At 63.8% G+C, this 17,140-nt stretch carries 9 protein-coding genes and 3 pseudogenes; 4 read left to right on the forward strand and 8 right to left on the reverse strand.

Going from position 1 to position 17,140, the window contains the following annotated elements:
• Positions 1–28: 28 nt before the first annotated feature.
• The 3 genes and pseudogenes from SCAB_RS49545 to SCAB_RS48480 all read left to right on the forward strand — a co-directional run.
• Positions 29–1,156: pseudogene (locus tag SCAB_RS49545) on the forward strand (esterase/lipase family protein); the annotation flags it as partial.
• Complete coding sequence (locus SCAB_RS44895; protein ID WP_456293507.1) at positions 1,133–3,619, forward strand: DUF7363 domain-containing protein; 2,487 nt, start codon at positions 1,133–1,135, stop codon at positions 3,617–3,619. The pseudogene SCAB_RS49545 and the gene SCAB_RS44895, both read left to right, overlap by 24 nt.
• 223 nt (positions 3,620–3,842) lie before the next feature.
• Positions 3,843–4,314, forward strand: a pseudogene (locus SCAB_RS48480) (transposase family protein); the annotation flags it as partial.
• Here the strand turns inward: SCAB_RS48480 and SCAB_RS15750 are convergent.
• A complete protein-coding gene (locus SCAB_RS15750) occupies positions 4,292–5,554 on the reverse strand; it encodes an IS110 family RNA-guided transposase (RefSeq protein ID WP_173402880.1) in 1,263 nt (420 codons plus the stop codon). The pseudogene SCAB_RS48480 and the gene SCAB_RS15750 sit on opposite strands and share 23 nt — an antisense overlap.
• Positions 5,555–5,849: 295 nt before the next feature.
• Here SCAB_RS15750 and SCAB_RS15755 point away from each other — a divergent pair, with 295 nt between their 5' ends.
• The gene (locus SCAB_RS15755; protein ID WP_013001078.1) at positions 5,850–6,929 is read left to right on the forward strand and encodes a DUF317 domain-containing protein; all 1,080 of its coding nucleotides are present in this window, start codon (positions 5,850–5,852) and stop codon (positions 6,927–6,929) included.
• Between the two features lie 173 nt (positions 6,930–7,102).
• Here SCAB_RS15755 and SCAB_RS49405 read toward each other — a convergent pair.
• The 7 genes and pseudogenes from SCAB_RS49405 to SCAB_RS15785 all read right to left on the reverse strand — a co-directional run.
• A pseudogene (locus SCAB_RS49405) lies at positions 7,103–7,189 on the reverse strand (transporter); the annotation flags it as partial.
• Between the two features lie 34 nt (positions 7,190–7,223).
• Positions 7,224–9,686 (reverse strand): DUF262 domain-containing protein, encoded by a 2,463-nt coding sequence (locus tag SCAB_RS15760; RefSeq protein ID WP_013001079.1) that lies wholly within the window; start codon positions 9,684–9,686, stop codon positions 7,224–7,226.
• Between the two features lie 30 nt (positions 9,687–9,716).
• The gene (locus SCAB_RS15765) at positions 9,717–9,911 is read right to left on the reverse strand and encodes a hypothetical protein (protein WP_013001080.1); all 195 of its coding nucleotides are present in this window, start codon (positions 9,909–9,911) and stop codon (positions 9,717–9,719) included.
• A 393-nt stretch (positions 9,912–10,304) separates the two neighbouring features.
• Positions 10,305–11,138 carry a phosphoadenosine phosphosulfate reductase family protein gene (locus tag SCAB_RS15770; protein ID WP_013001081.1) on the reverse strand — a complete coding sequence of 278 codons (834 nt, stop codon included), beginning with the start codon at positions 11,136–11,138 and terminating at the stop codon, positions 10,305–10,307.
• Positions 11,135–14,713, reverse strand: coding sequence for an ATP-binding protein (locus SCAB_RS15775; protein WP_037729853.1), 3,579 nt, complete (start codon positions 14,711–14,713; stop codon positions 11,135–11,137). The genes SCAB_RS15770 and SCAB_RS15775 overlap by 4 nt, the downstream gene beginning before the upstream one ends.
• Entirely contained in the window at positions 14,710–15,816 is a 1,107-nt protein-coding gene (locus SCAB_RS15780) for a DUF4007 family protein (RefSeq protein ID WP_013001083.1), read from the reverse strand. Before SCAB_RS15780 ends, SCAB_RS15775 begins: the two co-directional genes overlap by 4 nt.
• 58 nt (positions 15,817–15,874) lie before the next feature.
• On the reverse strand, positions 15,875–17,050 hold the full coding sequence (locus tag SCAB_RS15785; protein ID WP_013001084.1) for a cysteine desulfurase family protein: 1,176 nt from the start codon (positions 17,048–17,050) through the stop codon (positions 15,875–15,877).
• Between the last annotated feature and the right edge of the window lie 90 nt (positions 17,051–17,140).

Genomic DNA, 17,140 nt, shown 5'->3' on the forward strand with positions numbered 1-17,140 from the left:
CTCGAGTGTCCAGCATCACGGGGAAACTTCAGAACCTCTGTTGCAGGCTTTCAAGGAACAGCTTGAGCTCGTCGAGGAAGTCAACATCACTCCAAGCCCGCAGGCGCCGACTACCGGCCGACGACGGCCGACACGGCGTGGTGGAACCCTTGGCATGGATGTGTATGTCGCAGATATCGAGGACGCTGTCGTCCTTCTAGAACAGGATGGCGTCTTTTCATGGCAGCTGCCTTCGAGTCGCGAACGATTCTCCCTGACAGAAAAACAAAGAAAAGGTCGAATAGTACCGCCGTCCGGCCAGCGGATTCATTTTGAGTTCGAGGTGAAACCGGACACGCCCGCGCGCCGGACCGCCGGACCTCAAGAATACCGCCTAGGTCCCATCGGTGATTTCGCCCTCGGGTACCTTCGGGCATTTGTTTTGAAGTTCACCGCTAGGGTTGTAGCAGGCCAGGCGATGTCCTTCCTGGAGCGGAACACCCATCGCGGTCTAGTGGCAATCCCTTCGCCGGAAATCGAGACGTGGCACACCATTGAGGATATTTCACAGGTACATCTTCCTGCCGATCGCAGTCCGCGCTTGCTGCTGCTTATCCATGGCTGCTTTTCGAGTACCGTAGGCAGTTTCGGAATACTGGGCGCTACCGAGTGGGGACGTTCATTCGTGACTGCGGCGGTTCAGAATTACGACGCAGTTGTGGGGTTCGACCATGCCACGCTTAGCGACGACCCGCTTGAGAATGCGGCAGATTTGCTGCGGCGGTGCTCGCTAGGGAGCGGCAAACTCGCACCTACGATAGACATCGTGTGCTTCAGTCGCGGCGGTCTCGTGGCACGCAGTTTCGTCGAGCAGCTTCTTCCTGAAGCGGTTCCACCCAAAGCTAACGTGGGGCGTATAGTTTTTGTCGCAGCAACTCATAGCGGAACTCGCCTCGCAGAGCCAGATAATTGGAATCGACTCGTCGATCTATACACGAACATCGTTGCAGGTATTTCCAGTGTAGTCTCGTTGATGCCCCACGCCGCCGGCATCCCGACTATCATTTCTGGCCTGCTTCAGAGCGTCGGAGCATTTGTTAAATATTTGGTCTCCTATGCTGTTGCCGACAATGTCATTCCTGGGCTATCGGCAATGGAGCCTGGCAGCGATTTCGTGCGTACGATAAATGAGCTGCAGACTGGTGAGCGTGAGTCGAGAACAGATTGGTACATAATTTCATCAGACTTCGAGGCAAAAGTGTTCGGTGACGGTCACGAGCCGAAAGAATTCCCGCTGCGGCTTGCCGTCAATCTGGCCGAAGGCTTCGTTGATCAACTCATGAAGGCTCCGAATGACCTCGTGGTGGACAGTTCGTCAATGCTCGGCACGGGCGTGCGTACTGGAGCACACATCAAGGACGTGTATGACTTTGGCACGAATAGTCAGGTCTATCATCTTGCCTATTTCGGTCGACCTGAGGTCTGCGGGGCCCTCGGGGAATGGCTTGGCCTCTCCGCTGCTTCAGAAAAGCCTGTTGCAAAAGTAGAATCACCCCCCCTGCCCACGCTTGTCGGTCCTGATGTGCCTCAAGTCGTCGACACCAACATTTCGGTGGTCTCGGCAGTGGACTCAGCAGGAAGCGTACGCCGGCAGATGAGGAACTCTCTGTACGACTATGCGGTCGTAACGAGCGAATCCGCCGAATTGGAGCCAGGTGGATACTATGTCTATATGGCGGAGGACCTCGGGTCACGCCTCGAGGGGGTGGAATCAAGAACGAGTATCGCTGATGCACTGAAACTCGACACAGAGCATTCCGCAGTTGAGGTGGACCTAGTGGAGGCAGAGGCCGGCGAGTTGCGTTACGGGGACCGCCCTCAGGTTGTTACGGACTATGAGACACCAATTGGCGTCGTGGCGGCCAATACCCAGATAGCATCGAGTGATTCCTTGGGGCATGGGCAAATAGCAGGGCTTGGTTTCATGCCGAGGCGAACGGCCGGTAGTGGCGAGGGCGCGCGCGCCGCGCCAATACGAGGAAAACGCCGCCCTATTGGCTCCACAGGTCCACGGCCAAAAGGCGGGCCCCGGCGCATTCCGCAGAGCGACGAATCTGAGTCGGATCTTGTAAAAGCGTACGTTCGCGCAGAAATGCCGGCCAGCGTGAAAGTTGATGACACGGCCACAGTGGCGTGTGCAGTTTCCCGCCATGACCTAAAGCGGTGGGTCAGGGACATCGTCACTGAGACGGGTTACGCAGAGATTTTTGAAGAGGAACCGCTCGCTCTTCAAATCGTACCCAAGGCGAACGTCGAAGTTGTCGGGGAGGAAATTCAGCATGTACAACTTCCTGCTGCGGGGCAAATTCTTCAACTAGAGTTTCAGGTGCGCCCCACTCAGGCGGGGAAATGCGAGGTCTGGTTGGAAGTTCGCCAGGAAGCGACAGTCCCTCTGTTGACTCTTCGACTCATGGCGAAGGCAACCGCGAGAGCTCGGCGCACCCAGAACTACACTGCTGCCCACGCAAGCGTGCCGACAGTAGGCCCAGATGTTGGCGAGATTCAGTTGCGCATTATCGAAATGGAGAGAGGGCTCGATACGATATTCCGCTATGAGCTGTCTGCTACGACACTTGGCATCCTCACGCCTCATCACGATTCGAAACCCATTCGAGATCGCGCATCATTTGTCGCGCGCATGTATCAGTCCATCGAAGAGCGCTGGCTCGATACACGAGAGGATGCAGAATCCTTCGAGCAGGAATTGAGGGAGTACGGCGGAGAGCTCTTCGATGAACTTTTCCCTAGGGATTTCCAGAAGATTCTTTGGGATAATCGAAAAAGACTTCGCAATGTGCTGATAATTTCCGAAGAGCCATTCATCCCATGGGAGCTAATCCATCTCAAGCGACCTGGTGGGGCGTTGCCGAAGGAGACTATATTCCTCGGACAGTTGGGAGCCGTCCGTTGGCTTCGGGGTGGCGGTGGAGGTGGGGGGTACCCGCCGAACTGTATCTATGCCCGCCCGGGCCGCGTGCTGTACCTCGTTCCGGACTATCCACACCCGGAATATGCTCTCACTGATACCCGAGCTGAGGCGACATTCATTGAGCAGCATCTTGGCGGGACCGAGGTTGGGAAGTCGGCCAACGAAGTTCGCCGTGTGCTGGGTGGCGGGAAATTTGACGTCCTGCATTTTGCAGGGCATGGTCAGGCAAGCAGCGCCAACATAGGAGACTCCAGTATCCTTCTCGCTGGCTATTGGCGAGGCAGGGATTATGTACCTTCTTACCTCACTGCAAGGACTGTTCGGAACCAAGCGAACTTTGACAGGAAATGTGGCCCGCTGATTATACTTAACGCATGTCAGGTAGGCCGTCTAGGGCACAGCTTGACCAGCATGGGCGGGTTTGCTGAAGCCTTTCTTGCGCGGGGAGCATCGGCCTTCGTTAGCCCGCTATGGGCGGTAGGCGACGCACCTGCACGGACCTTCATTGAAGCGTTCTACAGAACGTTGCTTGCAGGGAAAACAGTCGCAGAGGCAGTGACGGCTGGGCGCGATAAAGCACGCCGTGCGGGGGATGCAACTTGGTTGGCATACGCCGTGTACGCAAACCCCCGGGCGACATTGCATACTTGAGTTGGGTTGTGTTCTCCTCGCTCACCGGATGCGGCTCACCGCACCCACCCTGCATGTCGTGCCACGCAGGCGTATTGATGGCCCGGAGCTTGGGTCAACTGCCCGTCCTCTTCCTGCACAATGACCAGTGCTCCGCTGTCGGTGTAGCGTCGCGACATCCAAGCCACGAGGCGGCGCCGGTCTAAACACATTCGACCAGCCCACTCGTAGGCGCGCTCGGCACGAAGCCGGTCCCGACTACGTACTGCTGGACGGCACCCTCGCGGAGTGCGACCGGGTCGGCGACAGCCTGGCCGACTACTTCCAGGCACTGCCGGCACGGAATGAACTTACAGGTGGTGACCATCCGGCTGGGCAACTGCTGTGAATCCCGCCCGCTCTCCTGGCCTGTGCCCACGACCTGACGGCCGCGCGCGCTCGCCGGATCATCCGGGTCTACGAATGCCAGGGTGCCCCGGTCCTCGCCAACCCAGGCTTATGTGGGGGCCAGCTCGTGGAGGGACACCCCCTCAGACGCCCCCGGGCTGCGAACTCACGCTGCCACCCTCAACCGTGCACTGTCTGCGGCATAGGCACCGGCCCAGCGCGGCATCGCACGACTGAAGTCCTGGCGCACCTTCCGCAGGTCCCGGCGCAGCCCTAATCGAATGTCGTCAATCGCCGCAGCCGTTCTCATGCTGGAGCGGCACCGCTGAGGGAGCTCCCTACGTTGTTCTGCGGAACCGGAGGGGTCGGGCTGAAGATTCGGTTGTCTCGTAGGAGGGCCCAGAGCACGCTGACTCGCCGTCGTGCCAGGGCGATGACGGCCTGGACGTGCTTGCAGCCCTCGCCGCGCTTCTTGAGGTAGAAGTCCCTGCTAGGGCCCTCACGGATGATGCTGGTCTGTGCAGACAGATAAAAAGTCCTGCGCAGGCGGCGGCTGTAGCGCTTGGGACGATGCAGGTTGCCAGTGCGACGCCCCGAGTCCCGCGGCACGGGCACCAGACCGGCCGCAGAGGCCAGGTGGCCGGCGTCCGCGTAGGCCGACAGGTCGCCAGCGGCTACGACGAACTCTGCACCGAGTATCGGGCCCATACCGGGCAACGACTCGATGATTTCCGCCTGAGGGTGGGTGCGGAACGCCTCGCCGATCTGCCGATCGACGCGCTTGAGCCGGTCGTCCAGGGCCAGGATCTGAACGGCCAGTTCTGTGACGATCTGGGCGGCAACGGCCTCGCCGGGCAGTGAGGTGTACTGAGCCTGAGCAGCGTCCAGGGCGGCGGCAGCGACCGTGTCAGCGCTGCGAACACCGCGGTTGGCGAGCCACGCCGTCAGCCTGGCCCGGCCTCGGCGGCGGATGTCGGCGGGAATCTGGTACCCCGTCAGCAGGATAAGGGCGCCTTTATGGGCCGAGTAATCGAAGGCCCGCTCCAGTGCGGGGAAGGCGCCACTGAGTACGTCACGGAGCCGATTGATCATCCGTACTCGATCGGCAACCAGGTCCGACCGGTGCGCCGTCAGCAGGGCAAGGTCAGCGCCCAGCTGCGCAGGCACCCTGATGATTGCGAAGTCCTGGCGGTGGCGGATGGTTTCAGCGATTACATAGGCGTCGCGTGCATCGGTCTTGCCTTCGCCTCGGTAGGCGCCAGCCATGCGGCTAACCGTGCGGCCGGGCACGTAGACGGCCTGCTGGCCATGGGCGGCGAGCAGGGCCAGCAGCAGGGCGGAAGCCGTTCCGGAGATGTCCACCGCCCAGCGGACTTCGTCCGCCAGGTCAAGAACTTCCCCGAGGGCCGCGAGGATGGCTGTCTCATCGTTGTCGATCTTCTTCGACCACATGGTCGCGCCGGTTTCGTCGACTACCGCCGCCCAGTGGTGGCCCTTTCCCGCGTCGATCCCGCACCAGGCTTGGCTAGGTCGCTCATTCAATTGCCCGCTCCTCGTTCGGCACAGCATGCTCTGAGCCCGAGGAACACCCCGCTGTCCGCTCCGTAAACAGCGACCGCACAAGGCGCGCACATCTCAATCAGCAGCCAGGGCGCCCCAGAGAGCCGGACGGCCACTCCTCGCTAGCCACTACTGGCAGGCCCTACTCAGCCACATCCGGCCCTCCCGGACCGCCTAACAACTTACGGAGCCCTACTGGGCGCAGGACGCGGCCGAGCACCTGTCTGCCGAAGGCATCGCCGTCGAGATCCCCCCTCGGCTCCGGGAGGCCATTGACGAAGAATGGACCTGGGCCAACTACCCGATGCCCTGGTGCACCCGCAGCGAAATCCGCGAGGTCTCCAACGAGGCCCAGAAGATCAACGACGACATCCGCCACGGCCAACTTCTCATCCACGCCGACGCCTACGACGGCCACACCACCGTCGCGGTCGGCACCTACCTCGGCCGCAACGGCAAGTCCGTCTACCTCCACGGCGAGGACCACCTGCGGCAAATCGCCGACGCCTTCGACTCACCCGCTGGGGCCATGGTCGCCTTCGAGAAGATCCACGGCGCCGAGATGCGCCCCGGCCCGGCGCCCTTGACCGACCCCGAACGCGCCGCCGCCGAAGCCCGCACCCCACTCGCCTGCACCGCAGCCAAGCCCGAACCGGGCCGCCCGGAGCCGGAGACCGTCCCTGCCTACCTGGCCGACGTCGGCGACCACGACGACCTCCTCGACGCCTTCCTGGATGCACACAGCGACTGGGAACGCTGGCGGACCTGGTCGGACGAGACGACCCACGCCATCCACGAGTCCCAGACCCTGCGTATCGAGCACATCCACGAAGCCTCTGCCCACGACACCGCATGGACCGTAGCCGCCTACGAGACGCCCGTCTCCGACCGCATGTGGGTTTTCACCGCGACCGGCGCCACCCCCGCCCCGGTACTGCAGAAGCTGCTGGACCACCTCGCCGACGACGACGGCTGGGACACGGCCATCGGCGCCCCGGTAGACGAGAAGAGGGTCACCGCGGCCACGCAGCCCCTATCCGACGCCGGCTGGAAGCACACCCTGGACGGGCGATGGATCCGCTGGGCATCCCCCGCCGGGGACGCGGGCGTCCAGTTCGACGCCTTCACCGCGCAGCATCCGAGCCAGAACGTGGACACCTGGACCGTCTGGGCTGGCCCCGGTCCGGACCGGCCCACCTGGGCCATCACCGCGTCCCCGCACACCCCGAGTTCGCTGCTGTCCGATCTCTCCGAGGCCCTCGCCCACGAGACCGGCACGCGCCAGGCTCAGGCTACGGGCCGCGGGCCCAGTACCAGCCGTGCTACCGGAGCGCTGGCTCCTCCGTCGGTCGCGGCCAACCTAGCCGCCAGCCGTTCACGCTGATCACCGGCGCAGAACGGGGCAACATAGCGCGGGATCGCCGGTTGGCCAAACCGGCGATCCCGCGCATCATCGATAGTCCACCGCCACGCCCTGCCCGCACCTCGAGAGGTTCCACCTACGACCACAGACACAACGGAAGCGCCGTTCCGCCAAAAGGCCGGAGCGGAAGCCGATCACGCCGCCGCGTAGCTTGCCCGAAACAGATCCTGCGCCCGCTCCACGTCCCTCGACATACGAAGCTGGACCTCAAGATCACCCGTCCGGGCCGTAAAGTCACTCAACTGGCCTGTGGGGCTACGCCGTTCCAACCACTGCACCGGCATCCCCACTCTCGTCGAGCTCACCGTTCTCGACTTCCACGTCGTCGACCTTGACCACCGGATCACTACTGGAGTCAGACAGCTCCAGACCGAGCCACCCCTTGAGTCGTGTGTAGGCCAGACGTAGGAGGACGTCAGCACGCTGATCCATGAACGCCGGATCCAACTCGTCCTCACGCTGGCCCAGTGCTCGCAGGTGCGGGAGATAGCGCGACATGGCCGCCAGGTCCTCAGTCGTCTGCGCGAAAGTGAAGCCAGAACTGTTGAGGATTGACTTGGCGTCGTCGGCCGTCGAAGCACCGAGTGCCGCGTACAGGACCTTCTTCTCGGTCCAAGGCCGCGAGCTGAGGGACGCGTTGGCAGCTCCTGGCGCCAGAACAAGATTGCCCAGCTTGTGGACGGTCTCCTTATCGCTGTAGAACTCCGCATCCCACCCACTCGTGGCCGACTGTGGTGCGATGTGTTCGATCGTGAGGTGTGTATCGTCCTCCCAACCGTCTGCGGTGAAGCATGAGGCAACCCCCGCCTTACCTTGGACGATCAGTCCCGGATTGTCCGGATCTTCAATTGTGTCGTGATATGCAGCCAGAAGAAGGAAACGCGCCAGCGGGGGGCTAATTTTATAGAGCGGCAGTGCGGAAGCATCTGCCAGGAACGACGCCAAATTCGGGACCCCGCCCTTACCCTTAGGGTCCGACAAACGCGCCGCAAGTTCCTTCTTCAGCGCCTCAGCGTCGACGTCCGGATCAGGCTTCGTTGCATCGGGCTCCGCCCACTGCCGGGCAAGGGGTCCAATACCCGTGAGTGAGTCCGCCCCGGCCATGACGGCCCGGTACTGGCTGTCGATGTTACCCGTGCCGCGGCGGGTTGCTCGCCAGAAGACCGTGAAGGCAGTGATCGCCTTGATCGCCTTCTCGAACTCGGCGACGCGCTTTTCCCTCGCCTCACCTTCGTCCGCGTGGACAGCCTCGGAGTAGAAGCGCACGAGCGGCGCGATGGCAATGGTGTGTTTGAGCGAATTAAGGAAGGCCAGACACAACTTCACGGTGTCCGTCATTGCGGACGCTTCTAGCCCGGGTAGCGCGCGAGGCGAGTTATTCGCAGGTTCCCAAGCATTCCCGATAAAGGCCGCAGTGTCGCGCAGGTGGCGCAGGTACGCGCTCCGATCATCGGCCGAGTCCTTGTGGCGCTCAAAGGTATCGCGCATGTAGACCCGCTGATCCGGAAGACGCTTGGAGAGCTTCTCTCCAGTCTCTGCCAGCGCGAAAGTGACCAGCAGGTCTCGCGTTGCGTTCTGAAGCCTGTCTCCGACGGCGAAACGGTCCAGGTACCCCTGAACTGCCTTCATGTATTCGTGGGCGTCCGAGTCCTGGTAGTCCTGAATCTTCTCTGCCATCACCACCCGAGGGAGGAAGGTCTCGAAGGCGGTCAGAGGCTCGCCCGTGGTATTCAACGACTCGAAGATCGTGAAGGCGTAGTCCTCGTCCTTGCCTTGGACGACCGTCAGAGCGATGCGGTTCAAGCCATAGGCAGCAAACATAACGAGTCGCATCAGCTCAGCCTCGGGCTCGTCTTCCAACTCTCCCAGCCAAGCACAGAGCTCGGAGTCGAGTTCATGATTGAAAAGCGCACGCTGGAACTCGATGTTGGTGGCAAGGGTTGCTAGCGGCGGCAGATCCTCCAGCTCCTCGATGGACTTTCGCTGCGACAGCTTGTTCAACCCCGTGCGGATCTCGTTGTACCTCTTGATGAGGTCACCTTCGCCGTCGCCCGCGTTCTGTCGCGCTGTCGGCCTGAAGTCCGTCGGATTAGAGGTTGCCGGCTCGCTATCGACCAGCAATGAGTACTGGTAGATGAGGTTGGCGATCGGCGACTCATACTTCTTGAGCTTCTCGTCCCTGGCCCACTGATCATCGAAGGCTCGAATGAGGCGCGGGTAGATCGGCGTAGTTCCGAAGTTCTTTCGCTCATAGAACGCCGCGCCGAGCATCTGCAGGATGTCACTCGTTTCCGAGTAGAGGTGAGTCCGAGCACTGTCGGTCGGATCCGGCGTCTTGCCCTTGAAAATCTTCCATGCACGCTGACGAATGAGGTTATGCAGGCCGACCAGCAGAATAAGAAGGCTCGACAAACGCTGCTGCCCATCGATCACCGTAAGGACCTTGGAGGGGACCTCGGACTTGACGATTGGCTTCACCGTGACATGGTTGACATCATGAATGGTGATGACGGTCCCCAAGAACGTGAAGCTGTCCGGCGCCTTACCTAGATTCTTGAGGCCATGCAGTGTGTCGTCGAGCAATTTCTCGACCTTGTCTTTGCCCCAGCCGTACGGACGCTGGTAGGGCGGCAGGTAGAGACCCAAGCCATTGTCAGAAAGCAGCTCGCGGACACTCTTACTCTGCGCCTCGAATATTTCCTTGGCCTGCGTAGGCATGCGTAGCCCCTTTTCGTTCAGCAGGTTCGTTCAGATCAGATGCGGCATCGCCTCGGAAGGGACCTGCAACCTGCATTTCGGCTCAACGATCGTGTAGTTGTCGCAAAGCGCGATGCCGATGCCGAGGAGACAGATCGAGCCCTCGGACTCTGCAAGCTGGTCAAGGCCGTGCGCGACGCCACCGAGAAAGCGCCCGATCTCGGGCAGCCCCGGCTGCATGCGCACTGACAGGAAGGAACCTTGAGTCCCTGACGGGGCTTGCTGAAGAACTGAGAAGCTGACATCCGTGCCGCATCAAATACCTGCGAGTTTGCATATCCCGGTTTCTCTCCGTCACCGTTCCGCGCCTGTGAGTGAGCCGTCACTCATGGTGGCATATGAGTGGCCGACAGAGGTAGCAGGAGCGCCATGCGCCCATCATGCCCCACATGTGACGTTGCGTCACTCCGTCACAGGGCGACTCGACTTGTCGTGAGCGCGTGCGCTGCGTTCCTGCGGGAGATCTGGGACGCAGTCTGGGCGAGGTCACAACCGCAAGTGGGACAAGCATGTTTGACACCCGGGAAAGCAACAGCGGCCCCAGCTCGAGCTGCTGGGGCCGCTGTGTGTGGTTGCGCGTCAGAGGTGGCAGACGGAGCAGCCGGCCTCGTCGTCGTCCGAGTCGAGTGCGTCGGAAAGAACCTCCAGCAAGGGGCGGTTGGGCTTGATGCGCTTGGCTGCGCGCTCAAGGGCCGCGTCGTGCTTGGCCTCGATCTCGTCCTTGCGCTCTATCAGCTCCGGCAGCGACTCGCCCTGTGACCAGGTGTAGTTGCGGCCCTTCATGGCGGTGTGCCGGTAGCGGACCTTGTCCTCGTACTCGACCGCGCGGTCGAAGAGGTCGGGGTGGCGTTCCTTGAGGCCGACCCATTCGTGCTTGCGCTGGAAGAAGCAGAAGTAGCAACCGGAGCGGGTACGCCACTCGTAGTAGTCGGGCAGGCCGATGCCGGCCTCGTCGAGGATGCGCATGACGCCGTCCTTGTCGATGCCGTCCTCGCGGAAGGGGAAGACGGCGTCGATGTTCGGCTTGGTGCTGACGTAGCCGAGGCGGTTCTCGTCGGCGCGGATGGCGACGTAAGAGATGACCTTGTCGTCGCCGACCCAGTCCTCCAGGGGCTTGATCTTAAGGTTCTTCGTGCACCAGCGCATCTGGGGGCTGGGCAGGGTGCCCTGGTAGACCTCCATCCAGTGGTCGAAATCCCGGTCGGCGTTCAGCCGCACGATGGACTTGCCGAGGGCGGCCTCCAGGCGGTTGAGGTACTCGTAGGTCTCGGGTAGTTCGGCGCCCGTGTCGCAGAAGAAGTACTCCATCTCCGGAACGCGGTTGCGCATGTAGACGGCGAGCGCTGAGGAGTCTTTACCTCCGGAGATACCGAGTACGTGCCGGACCTTCTGAGCGTCGGCTCCGTCGGTCATCCCTGTGCCTTCCTTTCACTCGCTGCTGTCGCGGCATCGGTGACGCGCTGGGCGAGGGCCGCGAGCAGGATCCTCGCTCCGTCCGGTCCGAGGGCCTTCTCGGCCTGCTTCAAGACGTCGGCAGCGAGGCTGTTGGCCTCGCTACGAGCCTGTTCCGGCACGTAGATGAGGGTGCGTTGTTCCACGCCGTCGCTGTCTGTCAAGGTCAACAACTGGGCGTCGAGTTTCTCTTCCCGCGCGCGGACCTCCTTCCCGGCGTGGTGCAGATGTCCGACGCGGTCGAGGGCGGTTGCCATCGAGCGGGCCTTCTGCGGGAAGACCTTGGCCTCGCGGTCGTCCCAGTCGCCGAGCGCGAGGTTGGTCAGGCGTACGACGATGGGCTCGAGCCAGTCGTCATCTTCCAGGCCATCGCTGAGGACGAAGTCGACGAAGCCACGCAGTTCCGGGGTCAGCACTGCGCCGGCGAAGCCACGCAGGCGGGACGCGAGCTGTGCGCGCAGCTTCGGCAGTTCGGCCGGCAGTCGGAACTCCCTGGCGAGCACGCCTACGACCTCTGCGCGCAACTGGCTGTCGATGGCGACGAGTTCATCGGCGGCCGCCGTGAGTCGTTCGACGTAGGTGTTCGCAGCTTCCGCGTTGGCGCGGGCGCGGGCCGGGATCTCGGGCAGGCCGAGGGCCTTCGGCAACGCGTGGAAGATGAGGTCGTCGGGGTCCTGTGCCCGGACGATCGTCGTGCGTACGGTGCTCGCGTCGGCGGAAATGTTCTTGGTATTGCGGGCGTACTTGTGCAGGTCGGCAACGCGCGTGATCAGGGCGCTGGCGACAGAGAGGAGGTCAGGGTTGCGCAGGGCCTTGGATCGCGGTGCTTCCACACCGAGCGAGACCATCAGCTTCTTGATGATGCTGCCGCGCAGGCCGTCCCCTGCCGGTGTGTACTTCACCTCGAAGCGGGCCGCGCTTTTGACCAGGCGCTCGACGGCATCGATGGTCAGCCGGGGCAGGTAGGTGCCTTCCTCGAACAAGGCGACGTCGTGGCGTCGGATGATCAGGGCCGGGAGCAGGAAGACCGGGATCACGCCGGCCTTGAGCCCGTACGGCGGACTCTTGAGGACACGGATAACCTCTTCCATGCTGACCCGCTCGGTGGCGCCGGACAGTGCCTCGTTGAGGGCGTTCCAGGCGGGCTGGGCGTGCTCGTGCCCCTCGCCGGGCGGGGAGAAGCCGTACGGGAGCAGGCTCTCTTGCTGACTCTCGGCCTGGGCCACCCCGTTTTCGCGATGCAGGCCGAGATAGGCCAAAACTCCGCTATAGATGGCGCGTTCGGCTTTGTACCCGACGAGGCCGAGGTTCTCCTTGCCAGAGGCGGAGAGCATGGCCGTCAGCAGTATGCCGCGCGCCTGGGCAGCCTGGCTGGTCAGGACATGGCGGCCGAGCATCTCGTTGCGGATATGCGGGGTGTGCGGATACACGGATTCGCAGGCGAGGGAGACCAGGCCGCTCAGGCTGCGGGCGGTTAGGCCGGAGGCGGCGGGTTCCTCGCCGGGGGCGATGCCGGTGTGCCACAGGCTCCAGGACGCTTCGGAGGACGGCGGGTAGAAGGCGTCCTGCATGAGTTCGAGCAGCTCGGCCTCGGCCTGCACGAGCCTCTCGATGACCTCGCGGCGCGCGACGTGGTCGATGTCCTGCTGGGTGCTGAGTTCCTTCAGCGCGACGAGGTAGGTGGCCGTGGTCAGTACGACGTCGGGGTCAGGGGTGGTGCCGACAAGTACGGGCAGGGGCGAGCGGACGGTGGGCCGGTCGGCGTCGGTACCGAGGTGGAAGACGACGAGACCGTCGGCGGGCTCCTTGAGCTCGTCGGGGGCGGCGACAGTCTTGGTCTCGGGGCCGCTGACTGCGGTGTAGAACACGCGCATCATGCCGGTCACCTGGCTGTGGCGGCCTGCCACGAATGCCTGGGGAACGAGGCTGCCGAGCCGGTCGATGACCGCGGCGTCGTCGAAGTGGCTGATGATGTCCTTGAGTCGGCCGTCGATGTCGACGTCGGTGCCCTGCCAGACTCGGTATTCGCCACTGAACTCACGGTGGACGAGGAAGCCCCGGCGCACGAGGTCGGCGAGTCGCTCTTCGAGCGCAGTGAAGGCGCCAGGGTCTGCGACGTCGGTAGGGTCGTGGAGGGCGAAGTGGATCATCGGGGCGGTGGCGCTAAGCGCCCCGTCGGAGTCAATCAGGTTGAGGACGCCGATGGTCTTCAGTACGTCCTGATCGGTGTCCGGGAGTCCGTTGGCGTCCCGGATGCGCGAGTCGACTTCAATCCACTTGCTGGCGTTGGCGGAGGCGAGCAGGGCGGTGCGCCCGGAGTTGATGAAGTAGTCCCACAGCTGCGGCAGCCGCACCGTGCTCGCACTGTCCGCGTCCGGGTTGCTGTGCCGGGACAGCGAGTGGCGGACGGTATTGGGCTCCCCGCTGTTGAGGAAGCCCGACAGGCTGCGGTCGTGCTGGCCGATCTGGGCGGCGAGGATCGGTGCGGCGAGGGCCGTGATGGGGTGCAGCGGGTAGAGGTCGGCGAAGTGGTCAGGGCCGAGCTCGGCGAGAACGCCGAGACCGTGCTGCGTCCAGAGGTCCGCGGATGCCTCGGCGGACGCGGTGATCAGGGCCTGGCCGGCAGAGTTGACCGCCGAGCGGTCGAGGCGGCGGCGCAGAAGGTGCAGAGAGTCGCCCTGGTGAGGGACGAAGGTAATGTCTTCGAAGCGGCCCTGGATCTTGGCCCATTCGCGGGTCTTGAGTTCGCTGGACCGTGAGGCGTAGTCCATGAACGACAAGTGCTGCAAGGTCATCAGGTAGACGGGCAGACCGTTGGGGCCGGCCGCTCGCTCGGCGAGTTCCTGCAGCAGGAACAGGTCGTGCTGGGCGTCAGCAAACTCATTGTGCCCGGCGAGGTGCTCGAGCGTCTTGCCGAACTCATCGATGACGAGGAGCAGGGGCTGCTGCCCGTCTGATGTCAGAGCCGTGACGGCGCCGAGAATCTCCTTGGCGCCGGCGCGGTCCGGGTCGGCGCACCCCTCCAGGGCGGTGGCAATGGCCTTCGGGACGCGCTTACCCCAGCGTCGCACCGCCGCCGTGTGCAGAGCACGGGAGAGGGTCGCGACGACGGGCTCTCGGCGTGCGGTGGCCACGCCGCCGAGAAACCCCTCAGGCGCAAGGGCGTCGCGTGCTGCGGCAACGCGCTGGGCAAGGGCAGGGCTGGCCTCATCGAGGATGCGCTCGGCCTCGTCACGCCGCTTGGCATCCCGCCCCAGCAGCGCATCGATGAAGTTGGACAGCGTGGACTTGCCGGAACCGTAGGGACCGGTGAACGACCAGGCCCGTGTCCGGCGTTGGTCGGCCAGCGCGCTCGCGATGCGTTCCAGAACATCGACGGCACGAGCGCCGACATACGGGTCGTGGAGGGCGTCCTCGACATCGCGCTCCAGGTTGGTCGAGCGCATCTGGGAGCCGACGAGTTGGATGCCAGCGGGGAACTGCGGGGCCTCACTCGCCGGACTGTCTGGGGTCCGCGTGGGGGTTGCGGTGGTCACGCGGCGGTCTCCTCGTCAAAGAGCTTCTCGGTCGCCTCGGACGTGTCCGTGGCCTTCGTGTCGAGTTCCTTCTGCTCGGCCTCGGCGAGCTGGGGGAACATAGAGGCCCACTTCTCACGGGTGGGGAAGTTGGGGCGTCGGGTGACGAAGTCGTATTGCTCGTCGAGGACTTCCCACGCCAGAGCGAAGGGGTCGGCCGTGAAGGCGAGGCTGCGCTGCCCCACGGCCTCGGTCAGGTTGAGGTTCGGGTGGTCGGCGGCGACCTTCTGCAGTGCAGTGACGATCTCGTTTTCCCGGACGCGGAATGCGCGCCCTGGGGAGCCCGGCTCGTTGGCCAGGCGGGCCACGGAGATCGAGTTGGCCTGGCGGGAGAACTTGGCGGCGTAGTCGAGGCAGGCGTAGGCCAGGACCCGGGCCGGCAGCGAGGTGCGGTGCCCGCTGGTGAACTGCCACTCGGGCTTGCCGCGGGTACCTACGAAGGTGAGCAGGTCAAGGTCGCGGAAGGGACAGGCGAGCAGGTCCTCGTAGCTGCCCGGCGAGCCAGCCTTCTCCGGGACGCTGCGCGCGTACATCTTGGTAAGGCAGTCAACGTCACGGACGATCGACGCCTCTTCCGGGCTCTTGTCGTAGGAGAAGTTCACGTGCCGGGTGACCACCTGCGTCATGTCCGCGGTCGTGAACCGGGAGAACGGCGCGAGGTGGAAGGCCGTGTACCAGGTCGGCGCGTGGCTCTTGGCGCCGGGACGGGAAGAGATCAGCCACCAGTGCAGCAGCCATAGGCTGCCGTTCTCCTCCAGATACGGGTCCGCTCCGTCCTCGTCTAGAAGCCAGCGTGCTTCCCAGGTCGGGTAGGAGAACTTGGCCTGCGTGCCCTTCGCCGGATTGCACTCCCGGGTCAATTTGAACGCCCGCGACCAGTAGCGCATGGCGTTGACCATGTTCTTGCCCACTCCGAACCCCACCGGCGCACCGTCCGCGAGGAACGCACCCTGGTCCTGTTTGACCTGCATGTACGCCTTGTGCAGCCAGCCGAAGCGGGGCGCGAACGTCTCGTGTCGCGCGAAGGCAAAAAGGGCGGCTTCCCCAAGCCGGCTGTCTGACATCCGGGACCTCTCTGTGTCCAATGCGATTGCTCTAACGAGGTGCTAAATGGGGTAACGGTCAGCGGGGACCGTCGGGTTCGGCCAGCGCGGCCCGAACCTGCGTCACGGCGCGTTTGACGGCCCGCGCCGCGTGCTCGACCTCGGCCTCTGTGGTGGCGTAGCCCAGCGAGAAGCGGATCGTGCTGTCTGCGTCCGCCCGGGACAGGCCCATGGCCAGGAGAACGTGGCTCGGTGTGGGGGCGCCGGACGCGCACGCGCTGCCCTCCGAGGCAGCGATCTCGGGCATCGCCGCCAGGACTGCGTCCGCCGGCACCCCAGGGAAGGTGACGCTCGTCACGCCCGGTAGGCGCTGATCACGCCGACCATTGATCCGGGACTCGGGCAGGGCGTCGGCCATGAGGTGTTCGAGGCGGTCGCGCAGTGCCTCAACGCGCTCGGCCTCCTCGCCGAGTCCGCGCGCCGCAGCCTCAGCCGCGGCGCCCATGCCCATGATCCCTGCCACATTCAGCGTGCCTGCGCGCCAGCCCCGCTCCTGTCCGCCGCCCACGAGGAGCGGGCGGTGCGGCAGGGAGGATCCTCGGCGTACGTACAGGGCGCCGACTCCTTGCGGTCCGCCGAACTTGTGGGCCGACAGCGACAAAAGGTCAACGTCGAGTTCAGCAACGTCGACGGGGAGACGGCCGATGATCTGTGTGGCGTCCGTGTGGACGAGTGCGCCGGCTTCACGGGCCGCCTTGGCCGCGACGCGGAGGTCGGTGAGGACGCCGGTCTCGTTGTTCGCCGCCATCAGGGAGACCACTCCCCCGCGACGCGTGGCAAAGACCTGATCGAGGGCGCCGAGATCCACCAGGCCGTCGCCGCCGACCGGGAGCAGTACAAGATCCTCCGGGCTCCCAGCGGTGACCGCGCGGGCTGTTTCCAGGACAGCCGGGTGCTCAACGGGGCTTGTGACCAAGGGATTTCCGGCACTGAATGCGGCTCGGAGGGCCAGGTTATTCGCTTCGGTTGCTCCGGATGTGAAGATGATCTCGCCGGGTGAGCAGCCGAGGAGGTCGGCTAGCTGACGGCGGGCGACGTCGACCCGGTGAGCGGCCTGTCGTCCCGGTGGGTGCAGGCTTGAGGCATTGCCGACCGCTTGCATGACCTCGATGACGGCCGCGAGGGCCTCGGGACGGATCGGGGCGGTGGCGTTGTAGTCAAAATAGGACGTACCTGACCCATTCGGCCCGTTCATTGTCTGCCACCCCGCCTCGCTCGTGTCGCACACCAATGTACTGCTGGGGGAACCCGTCCCTCGCATCCGGGGTTCCACCAGTAGCTCGCC

The organism is Streptomyces scabiei 87.22, assembly GCF_000091305.1.
GTDB lineage: Bacteria > Actinomycetota > Actinomycetes > Streptomycetales > Streptomycetaceae > Streptomyces > Streptomyces scabiei.